Genomic DNA, 20781 nt, shown 5'->3' on the forward strand with positions numbered 1-20781 from the left:
AAGCCCATTTTAGGTATGCTAAGCATATTACCAATTCCAATAGAGAAAGAATGATGCATAGATGAGTGGAGCTGTGTTTTATATTTTCGGAGCAACAGGGGATCTGGCAAAAAGAAAGTTATTTCCGGCTTTTTATAGTTTATACCGGGAAGGAAAATTGGGCGAAAACTTTGCTGTGGTGGGGTTGGCCCGCAGACCGCGGACGAATCAGCAGTTTCGCGATGACGTCAAGCAGTCCATCGGCGATTTTGCACGGTACAAAATTACGGATGAAGCGGAATTTGCGAATTTCGCGCAGCATTTTGAATATATGTCACTGGATATTAATAACGTGGCTGGCTTCCATGAGCTGAACGCGCTGACAGCCAGACTGGACGAACAGTTCCAAACGGGCGGCAACCGGTTATTTTATCTCGCGCTTGCACCGGAATTGTTCGGCAATGTATCTTACAACTTGCGTGAAGGCGGCTTGCTGGAGACGCAAGGCTATCACCGTCTTGTCATCGAGAAGCCTTTTGGTTATGACCTGCCATCGGCGGAGCGTTTAAACAGTCAACTGCGCCAAGTATTTGAGGAAAAAGATATTTACCGCATCGACCACTACCTGGGCAAAGAAATGGTGCAGAACATCGAATTCGTGCGGTTCGCTAACGCTTTTTTCGAGCCGCTTTGGAACAATAAATACATAGCTAATATTCAAATTACACTTAGCGAGACGGTCGGCGTTGAAGAACGCGGCGGCTATTATGACCATTCCGGCGCGCTGCGCGATATGGGTCAAAACCATATGCTGCAAATGCTCATGATGATGGCGATGGAACCGCCTAGCCGCCTGCATCCGGAAGATATTCGCGATGAGAAGGTGAAGGTGCTCCGGTCCCTCCGTCTGTTCGAGAACAGCGATGATGTGCGGGCCAATGTCGTTCGCGGCCAATACACGAATGGCACGGCGAAGGGCAAAGAGCTTCCGGCTTATCGCGAAGAAGACTCCGTGAACCCGCAATCGATGACGGAGACATATTTTGCAGCCCGCGTCCACGTCGATAATTTCCGTTGGGCCGGAGTTCCTTTCTATATTCGAACGGGAAAAAGATTGCCTGTCAAAACGACGGAAGTTGTCGTTGAGTTCAAAAATATTCCTAACAATGTGTATTTGGCGAAAAAACACGATCTGCAGCCGAACCTGCTCGTGTTCCGCGTCAATCCGATGGAAGGCATCTATTTGAAAATGAATGCCAAACAACCGGGCTCGGAAGGCGTAATCGTTCCGGTGGCCATGGATTTCTGCCAAAGCTGCCAAATCGGCATCAATACGCCGGAAGCTTATGAGCGTTTGCTGCATGATGCAACGCGCGGCGACTCCACCTATTTCACCCGTTGGGACGAAGTGGCGTTGGCGTGGTCCTATGTTGACCGCATTGCAGCCGCTTGGGCTGAAAGCTCTGCGGATCTGAAGCCGTATCCGGCGGGATCATGGGGACCGGAGGAAGCGACTCAGATGTTGACGCAAGACGGCTTCAAATGGTGGCCGATCAACGGTCAAAACGAAGGCGAAGTGGATTGGGAAACGGAGTCTCCGAAGGCTTCGGTACTGACCAAATAAGTATACAAAAGAGGCCAACGGGCATCCTTGCCCGTTGGTTTTATTATGCTTTCCGGGGGCTCCCCCAAAAGTAATGGGAATAAGCTTCGGATCGGATGCTTTCTTCTCTTTTGGGGAACCAGTTTCCGGGGGCTCGGGGTATCTGTTATAATAGAGGTTACCGAGTCATCGTCATAACAACTATTTTGAGGTGCAGCATGTCGCGAAGAGCTTTTATTAGATGGCTGATGTTGATTGGAGCAGCATTAGTCGGATTCAGCGCGTTTTTTAGCCAGCTGGTCAAGAAAAAATTTATGTCCGAAGAAGAGGCAGCTGTATCCTCGATCAAGCCGGAGCCGGCTCTTGCAGTAGCTGAGTCAACTGCTGAAACGTTGTCAACGGAGCCGCTCATGTCGTATTTTATATTGAGCGATCTTCATGTCAGCAGCGGCGACCCGCAAACCGTGAAAAAGCTGAGGCAAGCACTTGATGACATTAAGCATTTTGACGCCCCGGTCGACGCTATTATGATGACCGGCGATTTGACCGATACGGGTACGGAACGCGATTATAAGGAGCTGCATACCATTGTAAGCGAATATAAACTTCCGCCTATTCATGCGAATATGGGCAATCACGACTATTACTCGATCTGGATCAACAAAGCGAATAACTGGGATCAGGGTGCCGTTCCGAATGGGAAGACGGACGCGATGTCCAGGGAACAATTTAAGAAGTTTTTTGGCTATGAGAAGCCCTATAACGAATATAGCACGAAGGGGCACTCGATTCTTTTGCTGTCTCAAGAGGCCTATGTGCAGGAAAAGCCGGAGGTTGGAGAAGGGGCTTGGTACTCCGATGAACAGATGGCCTGGTTTAAAGAACGGCTCAAAGCGCTCTATAAGCCGGGGAGGCCATTGTTCGTAATGACCCATCAGCCGCTGCCGGCTAGTGGAACGGATGGAGGCTCCCATCAATTAATTCGGGCTATTAAGTTCCGGGAGACGCTCAAGCCTTATAAGAATGTATTCGTATTTTGCGGGCACCGCCATCAGGATTTCCAGAACGGGACTCCCCATTATGTGAAAGAAACGTTCCATTATTTTCATAACTCCTCAGTAGGAAGGCCGTTGAATCGTGCCTATCAGCAGGAAGCCAAGAGTAAAGCACAAGGACTGTATGTGCAGGTGTACGCGAATAAGGTTGTAATCCGAGGGAGAGAGTTTAGCAACCGCTCTTTTATCGCGGAAGCGAATTGGAGCATTGACCTGCAAAAAACATAGAATGAAATCAACTTGCAAGAAGAAGGGACTAAATAAAGGATGACAACGCAATTAAGCAAGCAATTAGAGACGGAAGTCGCCAAGCGGCGCACGTTCGCGATTATTTCCCACCCGGATGCGGGGAAAACGACATTAACCGAGAAACTGCTTCTGTTCGGGGGCGCGATCCGTTTAGCGGGTACGGTCAAAGGACGCAAGGCCAGCAAGCATGCCACTTCCGACTGGATGGAGATCGAGAAGCAGCGCGGAATCTCGGTAACGTCCTCGGTGATGCAGTTCGATTATGAAGGACATCGCGTCAATATTCTGGATACGCCCGGTCACCAAGACTTCAGTGAGGACACGTATCGCACGCTGACTGCAGCGGATAGCGCGGTGATGCTGATCGACGTGGCCAAAGGGGTCGAGGCGCAGACGAAGAAACTGTTCCAAGTGTGCCGGATGCGCGGTATTCCAATTTTCACCTTTATTAATAAATTGGACCGCGAGGGCCGCGATCCGTTCGAACTGCTCGAGGAGCTTGAAGAGGTGCTCGGGATTCGTTCGTATCCGATGAACTGGCCGATCGGTTCGGGCAAACAGTTCTGCGGCGTGTATGATCGGGAGAAGACGCAGTTGGAGCTCTTCCAAGGCGACGATCACAAGCAAATCGAAGTGCGCAAAGTAAGCGGCGTCGATGACCCGCTCGTGAAAGAAATTGCGGGTGAATTTCTGCATAAGCAATTAAGCCAGGATATCGAGCTGCTGGATGTAGCCGGAGATCCTTTTGATATGGAAAAAGTGCTGAAGGGCGAACTGACCCCGGTATTCTTCGGCAGTGCCGTTAATAATTTCGGCGTGCAAACGTTTCTTGAAAACTTCCTTCAATTGGCGCCGAAACCGGAGCCGCGCAACAGCTCGGCAGGACTGATCGAACCAACGAAGGAAAAATTCTCAGGCTATGTGTTTAAAATTCAAGCGAACATGAACCCGGCTCACCGCGACCGTATTGCATTCCTGCGTATTGTCTCCGGTAAATTCGAGCGCGGCATGTCCGTTAAGCATAACCGCGTGGGTAAGGAAATTAAATTGGCTCAGCCGCAGCAGTTCCTTGCGCAGGACCGCGATATCGTGGAAGAGGCGTTCCCCGGAGACATTATCGGGCTTTTTGATCCGGGCATATTCCGGATCGGCGATTCGCTAAGCCAAGGGGAAGAAGTCCTTTTCGATGAGCTGCCCACATTCTCGCCGGAGCTTTTCAGTAAAGTATCGATCAAGAATGCCTTGAAGCAAAAGCAATTCCTCAAAGGCATCGATCAATTGACTGAAGAAGGCATGATTCAAGTATTCACCACGATTGGCTTCGAAGATATGATTCTCGGCGTCGTAGGACAGCTGCAATTTGAGGTGCTGGAGCATCGAATGAAGTCTGAATATGGGGTAGATATCTTATTGCAGCGACAGAATTACCAGTTTGCGCGTTGGATTATCGACGAAAAGATCGATCCGGGCAAGTTCCGTATCAACTCGCAGCTTGTGAAAGACAAGAAAGGCAACTATGTCGGCTTGTTCGAGAGCGAATACGCGTTGCGTTCAGCCATTGAGAAAAATCCGACGGCCCAGTTTTTAACGAGCGCACCCTAAGTAAATGAATCCGCCAAAAGAGGCTGTTTCCAGATGAGTGAATCTGGGAACGGCCTCTTCTTTTTTCGAAAGTATAAATTTTCGGTTTCCGAAAAATGCTCACCTTTCTATTCGAGTTCGGCCCTAAGTGACGCTGATCGATGCGTTAACGATGGTATTCAATGTTACCGATGTAAGAGAAAATGGAATCGAGCCCAATAGCGATGTTTTCCATCGTTACAGAATAGAAAAGGGGAGTATTGTGAACCAGAGCGGAGCAATAGCGATGTTTTTCATCATTACAGACGTAAGAGAAAATGGAATCGAGCTCCATAATGATGTTTTCCATCGTTACAGAATAGAAAAGGGGAGTATTGTGAACCAGAGCGAACCAATAGCGATGTTTTTCATCATTACAGACGTAAGAGAAAATGGGATCGAGCCCCACAATGATGTTTTCCATCGTTACAAAGTAGAAGCGGGCAGATGCCAACCTAATTTCCTCCTTAGTCGCAAATGTATGGATTTAAACACAAAAGGACCATCAGGGAAGACCTAGCGAAGACCCTGTCGGTTTTTCTTTGTCTAACGGGGGACTTGTTAGTCGCCAACGGGCAGGTTGCTTCATACAATAGGTACGGATTCATATTTATGGTTCGTAAGGGAGTGACTTCTCTGCGTGCACATCTTAATCGTCGCGCCGGAACAAATTCCGGTTCCGCCCGTACTTGGCGGTTCAGTCGAAATATGCATTTATTCCATAGCGCGTCAGTTGGCTAAGCGTCATCAGGTGACAGTAATCAGCAGGCGTCACTCCGCTTATCGGCATCTTACCCGACAAGGGCCATTGACGATCATAAGAGTCCCAACCGGAAAGAAAAGCACATACTTAAAAGCTGTGCTTAGCGCTGTCAAAAAAAAGTCGTTTGATTGGATTCAAGTGGATAACAGACCGCAGTATGCCGCTGCGATGAAGAAACATTTTCCCCATACACCTGTCTCCTTGTTCTTGCATTCATTAACGTTTGTGAAACCGCCTTACGCTTCCCAGGGGGCGACCTCCCGGTGTTTGACGAATGTGGATTGGATTATAGCCAACAGCAGCTCGCTTACGCGGGAGCTTTCGGCCCTGTTTCCAAAGAAGCGGCGCAAGATTCACACCATCCACCTCGGCACAGATATTTCCCGTTTTCGACCGGTTTCCGCCGCAACGAAAGCGCGCTGGAGAAAGAAATATCGCTTAAGCCGGGGTTTTTATGTCCTGTACGCCGGACGCTTGATCCAGCGAAAAGGGATTCCGCTGTTGATCAAAGCCGTTTATTTGGCCAGGAAAAAAGTCCCAGACATAAAATTGCTTATCGCAGGAGGCGGACGCAAAGGATTCACGTCCAGTCTGCGCAAGCGTGCCGCCAGGTTGGGGGTGACTACAAGGTTTCTAGGCAATATTGCACATCGGCGCATCCATAAAGTATATGGGCTTGCGGATTGTTTTGTATGTCCATCGCAGGGACATGAGGCATTCGGTTTAGTCAATGTGGAAGCCATGGCTTCCGGGCTTCCAGTCATTGCTTCAGCCAATGGCGGCATTAAAGAAGTGATCCGGACTGGGCGTAACGGCATTTTGATCAAGGCGTATCGGAGCCCTCGGCCCTTCGCCGAAAGCATCGTAGCGGTAGCCAGACGTAATGCTTGGGCAAGCGCTCTAGCTAAACAGGCCCGAAAAGATGCAGTGAAACAGTTCAGCTGGCAGGCCACAGCGCGATCGTTGGCCGACTTCTACAATCTGAAGCTGGGGGCTAGTAAATGAAAAACATTCTGAAGATCAAGAACATGAAGAGAAAGTTCAACATCAGCAGAGCCAGATATGTCCATAGCAAGTGGAGGAAAACAAAGGCCGTAGAGAGCTTTCAATCGCTGCGACAATATGTGCCTGTTACAAAGCGAATGACCCGAGAGACACTCCAGCAGATGTTGCAGGAATACAAAATGGTTTATGTTAAACCGAATATAGGTATGTTTGGCAGAGGGGTAATCAGGGTCGAGTGGGCTAAGGACGCTGAGACGCACCCTTATTCCTATCAGTCCGGAGTTCGATTGAGGCGATTTGGCACCTTTGATGGGATGTACGCGTCGATTCGGAAGTTAACAAATGACCGCCACTACTTGGCGCAAAAAGGGATACATTTATTAAAATACAAAGGAAACCGTTTTGATTTGCGAGTGATGGTGCAGCAAACGCCGAAGCATAATTGGGAGACGACCGGCATTATTGGCAGGGTCGCGCATCCAAGTAAAATTGTGACCAATTTCCATAGCGGAGGCACTTTGAAACCTCTGGAAGTACTGATTGCAAAGTATGTTCCCGCTAAGGAGAGGAAGAACTATGCAAAGAAGCTTAACGTACTTGGCGTACAAGTAGCCAAAGCGATCCACTCTCGATACAAAGGCGTTAAGGAGATTGGCATCGATGTTGCTCTGGATAAAGAGCTGCATCCATGGATTCTTGAAGTGAACACGTGTCCAGATCCTTATATATTCCAGAGACTGAAGGATAAACGGATTTTCGCAAAAATGCGGAGATATGAGAGATCGTATGACCGGTTATGACCCCATAACCGGTTTGTTTTGCCGCAGTTGAAACAAACCGCTTCCCTCTTCCAATTCTTGTACGGAGACGGGAGGACTTAACAGATAGCCTTGAATCGTGGTACAAGTCGTACCTTTCAAAATTTCCAGCTGACTCATTTCCTCGACGCCTTCCGCAACAACTTGCAGATTAAGAGTATGGCCGAGTTGAATGATGGCATGCGTAATGGCCAAATCATTTTGATCGCTATGTATGTTTTTGACGAAGGAACGGTCAATTTTCAGGCAGTTGATGGGAAAATGCTTAAGATAGCTCAAAGACGAGTAGCCGATACCGAAATCATCGATCGAGATGGAGATCCCTTTATCGCATAATTTTTCCAAGATGGAAACCGTCTTATCCATGTCGTGCATAATGGAACTCTCTGTAATTTCGAACTCCAGAAAGGAAGGATCGATCCCCGTTCGTTCAATGATTTGAATGACCTTATCGGCAAAAGCTTCTTCTTGAAATTGGCGGGGCGAGATGTTGACGGCCACTTGATAATCGACGATGCCGGCTTGGAGCCATTTCATCTTTTGCAGACAAGCTTGGCGCAGTACCCATTCGCCGAGCGGAACAATAAGTCCGCTTTCTTCGGCCATTGGAATGAAATCGTTCGGAGGGATAATCCCATGGACCGGGTGATTCCACCTGACAAGCGCCTCCAGACAAATGATGTTGCCGCTGGAAAGCTCAAGACGCGGTTGATAATATAGCATCAATTGATCGGCAAATATGGCTTGGCGCAGTTCGGTTTCCATCTGCATATGCCCCGAGTAACGCTGTTCGAAAGAGGAATCAAAGGCAAGCGATTTGTTTTTACCCGTATGCTTGGCGGCACACAGTGCCAGATCAGCTTGATTCAGCGCTTGGAGAGTGGTGTCAGGTTGCAAATCAATCGTGCTAAATCCGATGCTGGCATTGATGTAATACGCCTGATCGTGCATATAAAAAGGCATCATAAATACGCGCTGTACGCGATCGATACTATCCGCAAGCTCGTCTTGTGAGCCTGCATGTAAAAGAAGAAGGAATTCATCGTCTCCCGATTGTACAATGAGTTCGCAATGCTTGCAGGAGGTTAATCTGGCTGCGGCTTCTTTCATAAGAAGATCACCCGAAGCGTAGCCGAGCGAGAAATTCACTTGGCGAAATCGATCGATATCAAGAAAGAGAAGAGTGCTGTGGGAGGACGGTTTAGTCAGATGTAAACGACGCATCGAAGCGTTAATTAACGCTTGTAGTTCATGACGATGCCTAATTCGAATGATTGTATTCCTGTTCCGTAAAGCTCCTAAGGCTTTTGATGCAGCGGAGCGAAAAAGGTGCCAGACTGGTTTCAAATGCGATCACTCTTCCTACATCATAATTAGGCATATGTTATTCATCATAAAACGGAGAGCAATTGGTGTACAAGATTATAAAAAGGTTCTTTTTACATATATTGATAGGTTTTTACGAAATTCTGGCCCGCTGAGTTTGGCGAATATAGGTGGACTTCCTATTTTCTCATTTTATATTGACAGAAAGCAGAATGAAATGAGAAAATGTACGCGTGTACATTTTTGACTGATAGATTCATTTGGAGGCTTTTGACATGGTAACAAGAAAAGAGGTCGCTGAACTGGCCGGTGTTTCCGAAGCGACCGTATCCCGGGTGTTCAATGGGCTCGGTCCTATGAAACCGGCAACCAAGGAGCGTGTGCTGCAAGCGGCCAAGCAGCTGGATTATCATCCCAATGCCATTGCGCAAAGCTTCGCCCGCAGACGCAGCGGAAATCTGGGTGTGGTTCTGCCTTATATGCCGAAGGTGCATCTCTTTTCGACGTATTATTTTTCGGAAATATTGAGCGGCATTGGCGAACAAGTGAGGGAGCAGGGCTACGATATGCTGCTGACGCTGCTTACGCCGGATGAAAGTCAGGACTATACTCGACTTTATCGTTCGCAAAAGGTGGATGCCTGCGTCATTCTTGGCTCCCGGGATACTCCGGAGCAGCGTCATTCTCTGCAGGAGCTGCAAGCTCAGCAACTGCCCTTCTGCCTCGTGAATCAGCACTTTGAAGGTTTGATGCTCAGTGAGGTTGATGCGGATCATGAAAATGGCAGTTATGCGGCTGTTCGTCACCTGCAGGATGCGGGCTATCGCAAAGTCGCGTTCCTCAACGGCTCGCCGCATTATTCGAACAGCCGGGATCGGTTGTTCGGCTACACCGCTGCGATGCGGGATGCGGGCCTGGACGTGCCGTCGCAGCTGCTACTGGAAGGAAACTACAGCCGCAAAAGCGGTTATGAGGCGGCAGCGAAGCTGTGGGAGCGACGCGATGAGGTGGAGGCGGTATTCGCCGCCAACGACCGGATGGCGATCGGTCTCATGCAGGGGCTGCGCGAACGCGGATGGGTCGCCGGCCTCGATTATGCCGTCGTCGGCTGCGACGATTCGGATGCGGCGAAGCTGAGCGATCCGCCGCTGAGCAGCGTGACCGTGCCCTTCTATGAGATGGGCAAAGAAGCCGCGCGCAGGGTACTGGCCCAGGTCCTCGGCGAAGCAAACGGTGAACCTTTTCACATCAAGCTGCCGACAGGATTGGTAGTTCGTCAATCGTCGAAAAGAATGGAAAATGGATAAGTTGATAAGGAGGCATTCATCATGAATTCTTACAATATCGGCATGGTCGGTTATAAATTTATGGGCAAGGCGCACAGTCATGCTTATCGGGATTTACATATGTTTTTCCCGCGGACAGCGGTGCCAAAGATGAAGCTCATCTGCGGCAGAGATGAAAGCGGTGTCGCCACAGCGGCCGAACAGTTCGGCTGGGAAGGGCACGTTACCGACTGGCGTGAGCTGGTCTCGCATCCGGATATCGACGTCGTCGATATCAATGCGCCTAGCGACGCGCACAAGGAAATCGCGCTTGCCGCGGCGAAAGCCGGCAAGCATCTGTTCTGCGAGAAGCCACTGGCGTTGACGCTTGCGGATGCAAGGGAAATGCTGGAGGCGGCTGAGGCGGCCGGGGTGAAGCACATGGTCGGCTTCAACTACAGGTTCGCTCCAGCGGTGCAGCTCGCGAAGAAGCTGGTGGCCGAGGGGCGACTCGGCCAGATCTATCATTTCCGCGCCTGGTTCCTGCAGGATTGGATCGTGGATCCAACCTTCCCGCTCGTCTGGCGCCTGCAAAAAGAGATCGCCGGCTCCGGCTCGCACGGCGACCTCGGTGCGCATCTGATCGATCTCGCGCACTTCCTGATCGGCGACATGACGGAAGTCATCGGCATGAGCGAGACATTCGTGAAGGAGCGGCCGCTGCCGACTTCGATGACCGGCCTTAGCGCCAAAGGCAGCGCCGATGCGCCGCGCGGCGAGGTCACCGTGGACGATGCGACGCTGTTTATGGCGCGCTTTGCGAACGGTGCGCTCGGCAGCTTTGAGGCAACTCGTTTTGCGCCGGGGCACCGCTGCACAAATTCTTTTGAGATTAACGGCAGCAAAGGCAGCGTGAAGTTTGATTTTGAACGGATGAACGAGCTCCAGGTTTATTTCACCGACGATGCCGAAGATGTGCAGGGTTTCCGCCGCGTGTTGGCGACGGATCCGTCCCATGCCTACATGGATGCTTGGTGGCCGCCAGGGCATACGATCGGTTATGAGCAAACGTTCATTCACGAAGTCGTTGAGCTAATGAACGCATTGTCGGAAGATCGTCAGCCGGTTCCGAATTTTGTGGACGGTGTCAAATGTCAAGAGGTGCTGGAAGCTGTCGATCAATCGATCGCACAGCGGCGTTGGGTGCGTATTAGCGAAGTATGAAAGAGTGAAGGTGCAAAAGGAGAGGGGAGAAGCCGATTATGAGCAAACAAGCATTAATCGTATGGGGCGGTTGGGATGGCCATCAACCTGAGGAAGTTGCCGGCATCTTCGCAGGTGTGCTGCGCGAAGAAGGTTTTCAGGTAGAAGTTTCGGATACCCTGGACAGCTTCAAGGATGCGGAACGGCTGGCCGGTGTGGATTTGATCGTTCCAGTCTGGACGATGGGCAAGATTGAGAATGAGCAATTGACTCCGCTTCTGGCTGCGGTGAAGGAAGGCGGGACAGGGATTGCCGGCTGTCATGGCGGTATGGCCGATTCTTTCCGCAATGAAGTTGAGTATCAGTATATGGTAGGCGGCCAATGGGTTGCTCATCCCGGCAATGACGGCGTCACCTACACCGTGCGCATCAAGGATCGCGAACAGCCGCTAACGCAAGGGATTGAAGATTTCGTCGTCGTTTCTGAAAAGTACTACATGCACATCGATCCGGCGATTCAGGTTCATGCAGTGACTGATTTTGGCGATGTGGAAATGCCGGTAGTTTGGACGAAAACATACGGTACCGGCAAGGTATATTACAACTCGTTGGGGCATCAAGCCAATATTGTCCGGATGCCGCAAACATTGGAATTGATGCGCCGCGGCATGCTGTGGGCTGCACGATAAAGAAGGGAGTTCAGTGATGAGTACGAAAAAAATCGGCATTATCGGTTGCGGCAATATTAGCGCGATTTATATGAAGAATATCCCGTCATTTGCGCATCTGGAGCTGGTTGCTTGCGCGGATCTTGACTTGACCCGGGCTCAAGCTAGGGCTGCGGAATTTGGAATCGCCAAAGCGTATACGGTAGATCAGCTTTTGGCCGATCCGGAGATCGATATCGTCATTAATCTGACGATTCCGGCGGCGCATGCCGAGGTGTGCATCCAGGTGCTTGAGGCAGGGAAACACGTCTATGTGGAAAAACCGCTTGCAGTCACCCGCGAGGAAGGCTTGCACATTCTGGACGTTGCACGCCGCAAAGGATTGCTTGTTGGCAGCGCTCCCGATACGTTCCTTGGGGGAGGCATCCAAACGTGTTTGAAGTTGATCAATGATGGCTGGATCGGCACGCCTGTTGCGGCAACCGCGTTTATGATGAGTCGCGGCCACGAGCATTGGCATCCGGATCCGGAGTTTTATTATCAAAAAGGCGGAGGACCCATGTTCGATATGGGGCCGTATTACTTAACGGCTCTTGTCGCCTTACTAGGTCCGATCCGCCGAGTGACAGGCTCTGCGGGTATTAGTTATCCTGAGCGTACGATTTCGAGTGAGAAAAAGTACGGGCAACGGATTGCCGTTGAAACGCCGACGCATATCGCGGGTGTGTTGGATTTTCACAGTGGAGCGATTGCCACACTAGTGACGAGCTTTGATATCAATGGCGGGACACAGCTGCCGAATATCGAAATTTACGGAAGTCACGGCTCTCTGCGCGTTCCCGACCCGAATACGTTTGGCGGCCCCGTTTATATCCGCAAAACGGGAACCGACTGGGAGCCCATTCCGCTCACTCATGGGTACGCGGATAACTCCCGCGGGCTAGGTGTTGCCGCCATGGCGCAGGCGCTATTGACAGGACAAAACGATGCTCATCGGGCGAATGGCGAACTGGCCTATCACGTGCTCGAGGCCATGCACGGATTCCATGACGCCTCGGACACAGGAACGCATTATAAGATGAAAAGCAGCTGCGAGAAACCCGAGCCACTGCCTGTTCATTTCGTGTTATAATAAAACCTAAGTCATTATTAGCATCCTCCTCTTTCCTAAGAGGGGGATGTTCATTTTGCCGGGAAGGAAGGATGGAGAGATGCAGAAAATTGCGATTGTCACAGATTTCGATGGGACTTTAATGGAACAGGACGTCGGCAATGTGCTGATGCGCGAATTGGGTATCGATGTCGAGCCCCGAGTCGTGGAACTGATTCAACAGTTTCGGGAGAAAAAGATCGGTTCATTGCCTTGGATCGAAACCGCCTATCCGATGTTAGCGGGCAAACAGCGTGAGGTAGATGAGATTTTGACACGTGTTCACTTGCGAGAAGGGGCGCGGGATTTCATTGGATTTTGCCGAGAACAGGAAGTTCCCATCACGGTCTTGAGTGACGGTATGCTATATTACATACAGCAGATCCTAGCCCAGCAACAGGTTGCAGTAAATAGGATCATTGGCAATCCTATCACTTATACGGAAGATGGGCAGTTTCAATTCGGTGTGCAAAATGAGAATCCGGCCTGCAAATGGTGCGGGTGCTGTAAAGCGGGCGTTGTGAAGCAATTGAAAGAAGAAGGTTGGAAAATCGTCTACATCGGCGATGGCAGCAGCGATTACTTTGGTTCGGGGTTCGCGGATTGGATCTTTGCAAGATCGAGCTTGGCGCGGTATTTAACTGAGGAGGGCACGGCTTTTTATCCGTTCCAAACGTTTCACGATATCCTGAAGGTTCTTATTGCAGATTGGGAGGCTTTTGTGAATGGTTCGGCAGCCCGGCGGTTGACGGGGAGAGTTCCCGCTTTTTGTAAATTCTAGGGATATGTTTTAGTCAGCTAAGGGCGTACGGTAACCGCAAACCCCTAGCTGTTCAGATAACGTGTAATCCATTATTCCAAATGGCCTTTGAGTGTTTCAACGAGCTCGTTTTGAATGTTGGCTTCGCTATGCTGCCAAATAATTTCGAACAGCACGCCAAGACCCGGGAGTACCCTTTCCTCCCCGCCGATGGAATCCTCAATGATCTCCTGGATCTCGTCATTCGATTTATTTTGGACGCGCTGGATGATGGCCTGTCTCAGGTTGATGTTCATGTGGGTGCCTCGCTTCCATTTCGTTATCTTTCTTAATATGCGCAACTTGCCAATGCTTCATGCTGCCACACTTATCCACCTTATCAGGGGAGGATACGGCTGAAAAGTGAGATGCTACAGTAAGTATGCTATAATTGAAAGACTTTGAAGGAACCGGAGGATAGAACGAATGAGAAAACAATTCGCTATTATTGGCATGGGGCGTTTTGGCTCCAGCGTTGCTAAAACCTTGTCGCAGTTCGACTTTGAGGTACTCGCCATCGATCAATCGGAAGAAACCGTCCAAGAGATTTCATCGATTGTCACTCATGCGGTTCAAGCGGATTCCACCGATGAGGAAGCGCTTCGGGCGCTGGGCATTCGTAATTTCGATGTCGTCGTTGTGGCGATTGGCGAAGACATTCAGGCCAGTATTTTGACTACTTTAATACTCAAAGAAATGGGTATTGGAACGATTGTGGTCAAGGCCGTTAATGATTTGCATGGCAAAGTGCTGAAAAAAATCGGCGCCGATAAAGTCGTCTATCCCGAAAGGGATATGGGGCAGCGTGTGGCTCATCATTTGATTTCATCCAACATTCTGGATCATATCGAACTTTCCGCCGATTACAGCATCGTGGAAATCAAAGCGTCCAGACAAATGATCGGCAAAAACTTAAAACAGCTCGACATTCGCGCCAAATATAATTGTAATGTGATCGCTCTCAAACAGAATGAGAAGTTGATTATCCCGCCTAGCGCGGACGAACCGCTTAGTACGGACGACATTTTAGTTATTGTCGGAAAAAATACCGATCTTCAAAATTTTGAAGTGACATTCGCGGAGTAGATAACGTGCATACAGAAATTATGTCGGTACAAAATAATAGAGTCAAAGAGTGGGCTCAGCTGCTGGAGCGCCGCGGCAGAGACAAGCAGGGCAAGTATATGATCGAAGGGTATCATTTGATTGAGGAAGCGCTGCGTGCAGGAGCTCCGGTTGAGACCATCGTATTCAGCTTGGAAAAAGGGATGCCGGACGGGTTAGTTCCATTGTCGGGAGATCGCATGGAGTGGGTCGGCGTCAGCCAAGCTGTGCTGGAGAAATGCTCGGATACGCAAACGCCCCAAGGCGTCTTTGCGATCGTAGCGAAACAAGGTCTTGGTGCGGACGAGCTGCTCTCGGACGCATATGATTTAGCCGTCGTGCTGGACGGGGTCCAGGACCCCGGCAATCTCGGCACGATCATCCGCAGCGCGGACGCCGTCGGCGCCAGCGCCGTCGTGATCGGCCGCGGCACGGTCGATTTGTACAATCCTAAGACGATCCGTTCGACGATGGGATCGATGTACCATCTGCCGATCGTGGAGGCGGATCTGCTGGAGCTGCTGCCGCGTGCGCGTGAGCGCGGCGTGCGGCTTGTCACCACGAGCCTGCAGGCGCAGCGCTCGTGTTACGACACGGACCTGCGGCAGCCGACGTGGCTAATCCTCGGCAACGAAGCCAAGGGCGTGTCGCCCGAGGTTGCCGCGCAGTCGGATGTGCAGGTGATTATTCCGATGCAGGGCAAAGCGGAATCGCTTAACGTCGCGATGGCTGCGACGGTGCTGCTGTTTGAGGCTTCGCGGCAGCGTTTGGTTTAGAAGATAAATAGCTTCAATCAAACACAACAAAAACGTAGGTATACAAAAAATCCGTCATTAAATAAAACCCGCGAAGGCTTGATGCTAAGCGGTTTTTTGCTATTTATAGACAGAATCTTTCATTATTCTTTTATTAGGATGAACGAATATTAAGTTATAGTCAATTAAGTTAGATATGCCTAATTGCTTTGGAACGGCTCGACGATGTATTCGAGACGGAGGAGGAGGAATCCGATCCGACCCGATTGACAGCGCTGCCGAAGCTGCAGGGAGTGATTGAATTCGATCGTGTATCGTTTCGTTATCATTCCGACGGGAAGAATGTGCTGCAGAACATTTCCTTCGAGATGGCAGCAGGTCAGACGGTTGCCATCGTCGGTCGAAGCGGGTCAGGGAAATCAACACTGGCGAATTTGCTGCTTAAGCTATATGCGCCAAGCTGCGGGACGGTTCGCATCAATGGGTACGACCTGAAACAAGTGCAGGCAGCTACGCTCCGTAAGCAAATCGTTGTCGTACAGCAGGAAGCAGGACTTTTTAGCGGAACGATTCATGATAATATTGCTTATCAAATACCCGGTGCTTCGATGGACGAGGTGATGGCCGCATCCATGCTTGCGGGAGCGCATGAATTCATTATGACATTTCCAAATGGCTACGATACACAGGTTGGGGAGCGGGGGGCGAGCTTATCCGGAGGGCAGCGCCAGCGTATCGCCATTGCGCGCGCGCTAATATCGGCAATCCGCGCGTTCTCATATTCGATGAAGCGACGAGCGCGCTCGACAATGAATCCGAGAAGATGATACAGCGGAATATGAGCACGATACTCAAAGATCGAACGACCCTTATCATCGCGCATCGACTGAGCACGATCCGGCATGCGGACCGCATTCTCGTGCTGGATCAAGGGGTTATTGCAGAGTCGGGTACTCATGAGCAGTTAATGGCTGCTTAAGGTCTTTATCACATGTTGGTCAGTCAACCGCTGGATTGATGCCTATATTCTTTTTTTGATCTAGGGGAGAGCTGCGACCGTGGACACAAAATAGAGAAGATGATATCCTAATTTTAGTAGATTTCGATATAAGGGAGACGCGGCCGTGGACACAAGACATTGGATGGCGATAACACTTATTCTCGCAACGGCGCTGATGGTGTACGTCTCTTTCTTGTCTTACCGCAAACGCCATCTGCCAGTTGCCAGAACGATGGTTCTGATCATGCTCGCAGCGGCTTTCTATGCGCTCGGCTACGCGTTTGAAGTATTGAGCCGAAACCTGATCGAGGTGAAGCTATCGCTGCAAATCGAATATCTAGGTATTCCATTTGTCACTACGCTCTGGCTTTTTCAGGTTATTCAATTTACAGGGACGGCAGCCCGCTATCGCAAGCTTCTCGCGATAGTGCTGTTTGCTGTGCCCGTCGCAGTCTTTGTCTTACATTTGACCAACGACTGGCATCATTTGGTCTATGAGCGATATAACCTGAATGACGAAGCTACGATTCCTTTGTATACAACGGACAAGGGACCCTGGTATAAGGTCCATGCTATTTATAATTATTTCGTTTTGCTGTGCGGGATATTGCTGTTTATTCCCATGTATTGGCGGGCTTTGCCGATTGTGCGGAAGCAAATCGTCGCCCTCCTTATGGGGGCAGTAGCGCCAATGGTTTGCAATTTGTTCTTTTGGACCGGCATAAGCGTTGATTTAACTCCATTCGGATTCGCCGTATCGGGTGTCGCCTACGTATGGGGGATTTTGCGGTTTAATTTGCTTCGTCTAACGCCGCTTGCGATGGCCAAGGTGTTCGAAACGATCCGGGACGGGGTCGTCCTGATCGATTATGAGGACCGAATTGTCAGTTACAACCACGCAGCCGAAAAGGTGCTTCCCGAACTCGGTTTGACGAAACACTACCCCGTCTATATGGGGAAGGTTTTGCCATCTAGTCCGGAACTTATTGAACGCATTCGTACCGCAAGTGACGAGGACGAACGCTTCCCGTTCCACAGATTGGATGCGAACAGGAACCGGTATTATACCTGCAGTTTGTCGTCCATCTACGATTCGGGCAAGGTCCTGATCGGTAAGATGCTGATGTTTAACGATATTACGGAGTTGAAAGAGAGCGAGGTCCGGTTGCGCGAGAACGCCCGGCAATTGTCCGAGCTGAATGCGTTTAAAGACAAGCTGTTCACCGTCGTTGCGCACGACATTCGCGATCCGATCGCACTGCTCGTTAGCTTGACCGAGCTCCTGGGCGATGAACTGACAGCCGCCGACTTCGAGCATGCCGAATTGGTGCGGGAACTCAAAGGACAAGTGCAAAGCACGTTCAACCTCGTCGAAAATTTGCTGGACTGGTACCGCAGTCAAAAAGGGAAGGTCATGTTTCGCCCGGTTGGTTGGAATTTGCAGCAGGTTGTCCGGCAAGCTTTGATGCTTTCCGGCATAAAGGCTGACATGAAACAAATTCGGATGACGGAGCGAATTGACGAGAAGCTTACTGTCAGAGCAGATAAAGAGATGCTGGACCTCATTTTGCGGAATTTGCTATCGAATGCGATTAAGTTTACAGGCATTGGCGGGGCAATTGAGATCGCGGCCGTTCTGGAAGGTGATCTGATCGTTGTTTCCGTGCGCGACAACGGAGTGGGAATCGATGATCAGACATCGGAAGTGCTGCGTCAGGAGGAGCCGTTTTTAAAGGCAACGGTTGCCGGGGATGATTCGGGGGATACGAGGTTCGGATTGGCGCTGACCCGCGAATTCGTACGCATCCATGGGGGCAATCTTTGGTTCGAGAGTGAGCCGGGCATTGGAGCGACCTTCTCATTCACTTTGCCCGGCTCCGCCGGAGGGCGGGACGAATTCGACAGCGGTGGAATGGAGGAGGAAGCGGGTTGATGAAAGTGATTTTAGTGGACGATGAGCCGACGATGCATTTGATTCTGCAAAAAATGCTGGCCAAGCTGCCTGGGGTTCATGTCGCGGGCGCTTTTACGGATGCGTTGTCCGCAGCCTCCTTTTTAAAAGAGAACGCCGACATTGGACTGGCTTTCGTAGATCTCTCTATGCCGGGCGAGAGCGGAATGGAGTTCGCCGCCAAGATAGAAGCCTCCGGTTCTCCGGTGCAAATCGTTTTCGTTACGTCGCATAAGGAATTTGCTTTGGAGGCTTACGAACTGTCCGTGCTGGATTACTTGGTCAAGCCCGTTTCCCAGGAGAGGCTGCAGCGTTCGGTAAATCGTGCGTTGGCGAACCAGCGGATCGTCCGCGCTTCATCGCTATCCGCTCAGGTTGCCGCTGCGCCCGGTAATCTTGTCCTGACGATGCTTGGGGACGTCACCGTGGCTAGCGATGCGGGCCGCGTCAAGTGGATCTCGCGGAAATGCGCGGAGCTGTTCGCTTATTTGCTGCTTTACCGCGGCAAACGAATTCCCCGTTCAAGGCTGGTTACGGATATTTTCGGAGGCATGCAGCAAACGGGTGCGGAGAACTACCTGAACACGACCGTCTATCAATTGCGCAAGTCCTTGGAACCGCTTGGCATGCGCGAGGTCGTACGCTTGGAGAACGATGGCTACACGCTTGAATTGAAGAATCCCGTGATCGATTACGTGGAATTTGAAAAGCAGGCGGAGCAGTTGAAGTCAATTGACGCCGGGAATGTAGAAAGAGCGCAGCAAATCGAACGTTTGTATACTGGCGATCTGTTCGGGGATAAGGCGTATGTATGGGCCATTCACGAAACGGAGCGCTATACGGAGTTGTACGCTTCGTTCGTAAAACGGCTTGCCGAAGCGCTTATTTCTATGCGAAATACGGTCCCTGCGTCGAAGCTGCTGCTCAAGCTGAAGGAGCGCAATCCGCTGGACGAATCGGTTATGCGTCATCTTATGACGATACGTGAGATGACGGGTGATAAAAAAGGACTGACGGCTCTGTATACCGATTATGTTAGGCTTCTCAGCCGGGAGCTCGGCATTCGTCCGTCTGAGGACCTGATACATTTATATGATAAGCTGCTAAGTCGATTCTCCGATAAAAAATAAATATTTGCGTCAGTCCAAACAACCGCGAAAGCTTGATGCTGCGCGGTTTTTCTTCTATCTTTACCTTTTTGGGAATCAAGGAAGGAGAAATGGGCAAGTTAACCATTGGATGTATAACTGATAAGAGAAAAGGAAGGGCAAAAGTGGAGAAATCAGAAACTCTGTACGAAAAAATTGGTGGGGATTCAGCCATTGATAAAGTTGTGGATTACTTTTATGAGTTAGTTTTAGCTGACGACACTGTAAAACATTTTTTTGAGAAGACGGATATGGAGAAACAAAGGAAACATCAGAGTAAATTTATTAGTTTTGCATTAGGGGGTCCCAATCAATATACTGGTTTGTCGATGTCGAAGGCTCATGAAGGAATGAATTTACAACCCGATCATTTTGATGCGATTGCTAGGCACCTTCATGATGCTCTTGCACATTTTAATGTTAATGAGGCCGAAATCAATCAAGTCATCAATCATGTTGCTACACTGAAAGAGGATATCCTCTATAAATGACTGTGACGAAATGTTCCAACACCATTGTTGACATAGTTCTGTTATAAATAGTATATTTATTACTATGAAAACCGACAAAAAAATTCAACGATCTCCATTGGCAATTGCCATACTTGCGCTTCTTGCAGAGGAACCAATGCATCCGTACCGGATGCAACAGCTCATCAAAGAACGAGGAAAGGATGAAGTGATTAACGTACGCCAGCGTACGAATATTTATCAGACCATCGAACGTCTGCTGCGGGACGATCTTATCGCAGTTCGGGAGACCTTGCGGGAAGCGGGGCGTCCTGACCGTACTGTGTATGAAGCGACAGAGGAAGGACAGACGGTGCTCCGGGAATGGCTGCGGGATATGCTATCCGTTCTACCTCAGGAGTTTCCGGAATTTCCTGTGGCTATTTCTTTTCTCGGTATGCTCCAGTTCGAGGACGTTCAACGGCAGCTTGAGAAGAGGACGATCGTCCTCGAGGAGGAACTCGGGCGAATCGATTCGTCGCTTCAAACTTACAAAGACACGATCCCCAGACTTTTTATGCTCGAATCGGAGTATAAGCGGGCGGTAATTGTGGCTGAACTTGAGTGGGTACGCTCCATTATCGGCGATATGCGGTCCGGCGAGCTTGTATGGGATGAGGAGTGGCTGAGCGAGATCGTGCAAAAGCTCAGTTCTCACGAATAATAGATCCGGCCCCCAACGTAATTTTGGCGAAAATTTAAAACTACTTTTTTAGGTACTGACCCTTATGCGAATCATGCATAAGGGTCTTTTGTGTGCGCCACGCATGGTGATTAACTAGGCGGTGAAAGTCCGCTGTGGGGGTTTGTA

Annotated in this window: 21 protein-coding genes; 19 read left to right on the forward strand and 2 right to left on the reverse strand. The window is 50.1% G+C overall.

All coding sequences use genetic code 11. The features are described 5' to 3' along the window. Positions 1–61: 61 nt before the first annotated feature. The 6 genes from zwf (at position 62) to ACFQZT_RS18475 (ending at position 7074) form a co-directional block, all read left to right on the forward strand. Positions 62–1603 (forward strand): glucose-6-phosphate dehydrogenase, encoded by a 1542-nt coding sequence (gene zwf / locus ACFQZT_RS18450; protein WP_379302316.1) that lies wholly within the window; start codon positions 62–64, stop codon positions 1601–1603. Between the two features lie 197 nt (positions 1604–1800). After that, positions 1801–2865 (forward strand): metallophosphoesterase family protein, encoded by a 1065-nt coding sequence (locus ACFQZT_RS18455; protein ID WP_379302317.1) that lies wholly within the window; start codon positions 1801–1803, stop codon positions 2863–2865. 39 nt (positions 2866–2904) lie between these two features. After that, the gene (locus ACFQZT_RS18460) at positions 2905–4488 is read left to right on the forward strand and encodes a peptide chain release factor 3 (protein WP_379302318.1); all 1584 of its coding nucleotides are present in this window, start codon (positions 2905–2907) and stop codon (positions 4486–4488) included. Between the two features lie 127 nt (positions 4489–4615). Beyond that, the gene (locus ACFQZT_RS18465; protein WP_379302319.1) at positions 4616–5026 is read left to right on the forward strand and encodes a hypothetical protein; all 411 of its coding nucleotides are present in this window, start codon (positions 4616–4618) and stop codon (positions 5024–5026) included. Positions 5027–5146: 120 nt separating this feature from the next. Then, a complete protein-coding gene (locus ACFQZT_RS18470; protein ID WP_379302320.1) occupies positions 5147–6274 on the forward strand; it encodes a glycosyltransferase family 4 protein in 1128 nt (375 codons plus the stop codon). Beyond that, on the forward strand, positions 6271–7074 hold the full coding sequence (locus tag ACFQZT_RS18475) for a YheC/YheD family protein (protein WP_379302321.1): 804 nt from the start codon (positions 6271–6273) through the stop codon (positions 7072–7074). Before ACFQZT_RS18470 ends, ACFQZT_RS18475 begins: the two co-directional genes overlap by 4 nt. On the opposite strand, the gene ACFQZT_RS18480 is transcribed toward ACFQZT_RS18475, so the two are convergent. After that, positions 7069–8439 (reverse strand): putative bifunctional diguanylate cyclase/phosphodiesterase, encoded by a 1371-nt coding sequence (locus ACFQZT_RS18480; RefSeq protein WP_379302322.1) that lies wholly within the window; start codon positions 8437–8439, stop codon positions 7069–7071. The two genes, ACFQZT_RS18475 and ACFQZT_RS18480, sit on opposite strands and share 6 nt — an antisense overlap. A gap of 254 nt (positions 8440–8693) precedes the next feature. Here ACFQZT_RS18480 and ACFQZT_RS18485 point away from each other — a divergent pair, with 254 nt between their 5' ends. Genes ACFQZT_RS18485 through ACFQZT_RS18505 form a run of 5 tightly spaced genes read left to right on the forward strand, consistent with a single transcriptional unit; the run spans position 8694 to position 13485 of the window. Then, complete coding sequence (locus tag ACFQZT_RS18485; protein WP_379302323.1) at positions 8694–9725, forward strand: LacI family DNA-binding transcriptional regulator; 1032 nt, start codon at positions 8694–8696, stop codon at positions 9723–9725. A gap of 21 nt (positions 9726–9746) precedes the next feature. Beyond that, positions 9747–10907: a Gfo/Idh/MocA family protein gene (locus tag ACFQZT_RS18490; protein WP_379302324.1), complete on the forward strand. Its 1161-nt coding sequence runs from the start codon at positions 9747–9749 to the stop codon at positions 10905–10907. 38 nt (positions 10908–10945) lie between these two features. Further along, a complete protein-coding gene (locus tag ACFQZT_RS18495; protein WP_379302325.1) occupies positions 10946–11575 on the forward strand; it encodes a ThuA domain-containing protein in 630 nt (209 codons plus the stop codon). A gap of 16 nt (positions 11576–11591) precedes the next feature. Beyond that, positions 11592–12686 (forward strand): Gfo/Idh/MocA family protein, encoded by a 1095-nt coding sequence (locus ACFQZT_RS18500; RefSeq protein WP_379302326.1) that lies wholly within the window; start codon positions 11592–11594, stop codon positions 12684–12686. 55 nt (positions 12687–12741) lie between these two features. Continuing rightward, entirely contained in the window at positions 12742–13485 is a 744-nt protein-coding gene (locus tag ACFQZT_RS18505) for an MtnX-like HAD-IB family phosphatase (RefSeq protein WP_379302327.1), read from the forward strand. A gap of 71 nt (positions 13486–13556) precedes the next feature. On the opposite strand, the gene sspI is transcribed toward ACFQZT_RS18505, so the two are convergent. Continuing rightward, a complete protein-coding gene (sspI, locus tag ACFQZT_RS18510; protein WP_379302328.1) occupies positions 13557–13760 on the reverse strand; it encodes a small acid-soluble spore protein SspI in 204 nt (67 codons plus the stop codon). A 169-nt stretch (positions 13761–13929) separates the two neighbouring features. On the opposite strand from sspI, the gene ACFQZT_RS18515 reads away from it, so the two are divergent. The 8 genes from ACFQZT_RS18515 (at position 13930) to ACFQZT_RS18550 (ending at position 20634) form a co-directional block, all read left to right on the forward strand. Continuing rightward, a complete protein-coding gene (locus ACFQZT_RS18515; RefSeq protein WP_379302329.1) occupies positions 13930–14589 on the forward strand; it encodes a potassium channel family protein in 660 nt (219 codons plus the stop codon). A gap of 20 nt (positions 14590–14609) precedes the next feature. Then, on the forward strand, positions 14610–15383 hold the full coding sequence (locus ACFQZT_RS18520; protein WP_379302336.1) for a TrmH family RNA methyltransferase: 774 nt from the start codon (positions 14610–14612) through the stop codon (positions 15381–15383). A gap of 188 nt (positions 15384–15571) precedes the next feature. Beyond that, a complete protein-coding gene (locus ACFQZT_RS18525) occupies positions 15572–16189 on the forward strand; it encodes an ATP-binding cassette domain-containing protein (protein ID WP_379302330.1) in 618 nt (205 codons plus the stop codon). Between the two features lie 11 nt (positions 16190–16200). Then, the gene (locus tag ACFQZT_RS18530; protein WP_379302331.1) at positions 16201–16341 is read left to right on the forward strand and encodes a hypothetical protein; all 141 of its coding nucleotides are present in this window, start codon (positions 16201–16203) and stop codon (positions 16339–16341) included. A gap of 145 nt (positions 16342–16486) precedes the next feature. After that, complete coding sequence (locus tag ACFQZT_RS18535; protein ID WP_379302332.1) at positions 16487–18295, forward strand: sensor histidine kinase; 1809 nt, start codon at positions 16487–16489, stop codon at positions 18293–18295. Then, positions 18295–19443, forward strand: coding sequence for a response regulator (locus tag ACFQZT_RS18540; RefSeq protein WP_379302333.1), 1149 nt, complete (start codon positions 18295–18297; stop codon positions 19441–19443). The genes ACFQZT_RS18535 and ACFQZT_RS18540 overlap by 1 nt, the downstream gene beginning before the upstream one ends. Before the next feature lie 89 nt (positions 19444–19532). Beyond that, positions 19533–19952: a group I truncated hemoglobin gene (locus ACFQZT_RS18545; RefSeq protein WP_379302334.1), complete on the forward strand. Its 420-nt coding sequence runs from the start codon at positions 19533–19535 to the stop codon at positions 19950–19952. Positions 19953–20016: 64 nt separating this feature from the next. Next, entirely contained in the window at positions 20017–20634 is a 618-nt protein-coding gene (locus ACFQZT_RS18550) for a PadR family transcriptional regulator (RefSeq protein ID WP_379302335.1), read from the forward strand. The last annotated feature ends 147 nt before the right edge of the window (positions 20635–20781 follow it).

It is taken from the genome of Paenibacillus sp. GCM10027628, from assembly GCF_042676385.1.
In the GTDB taxonomy this organism is placed as follows: domain Bacteria; phylum Bacillota; class Bacilli; order Paenibacillales; family NBRC-103111; genus Paenibacillus_E.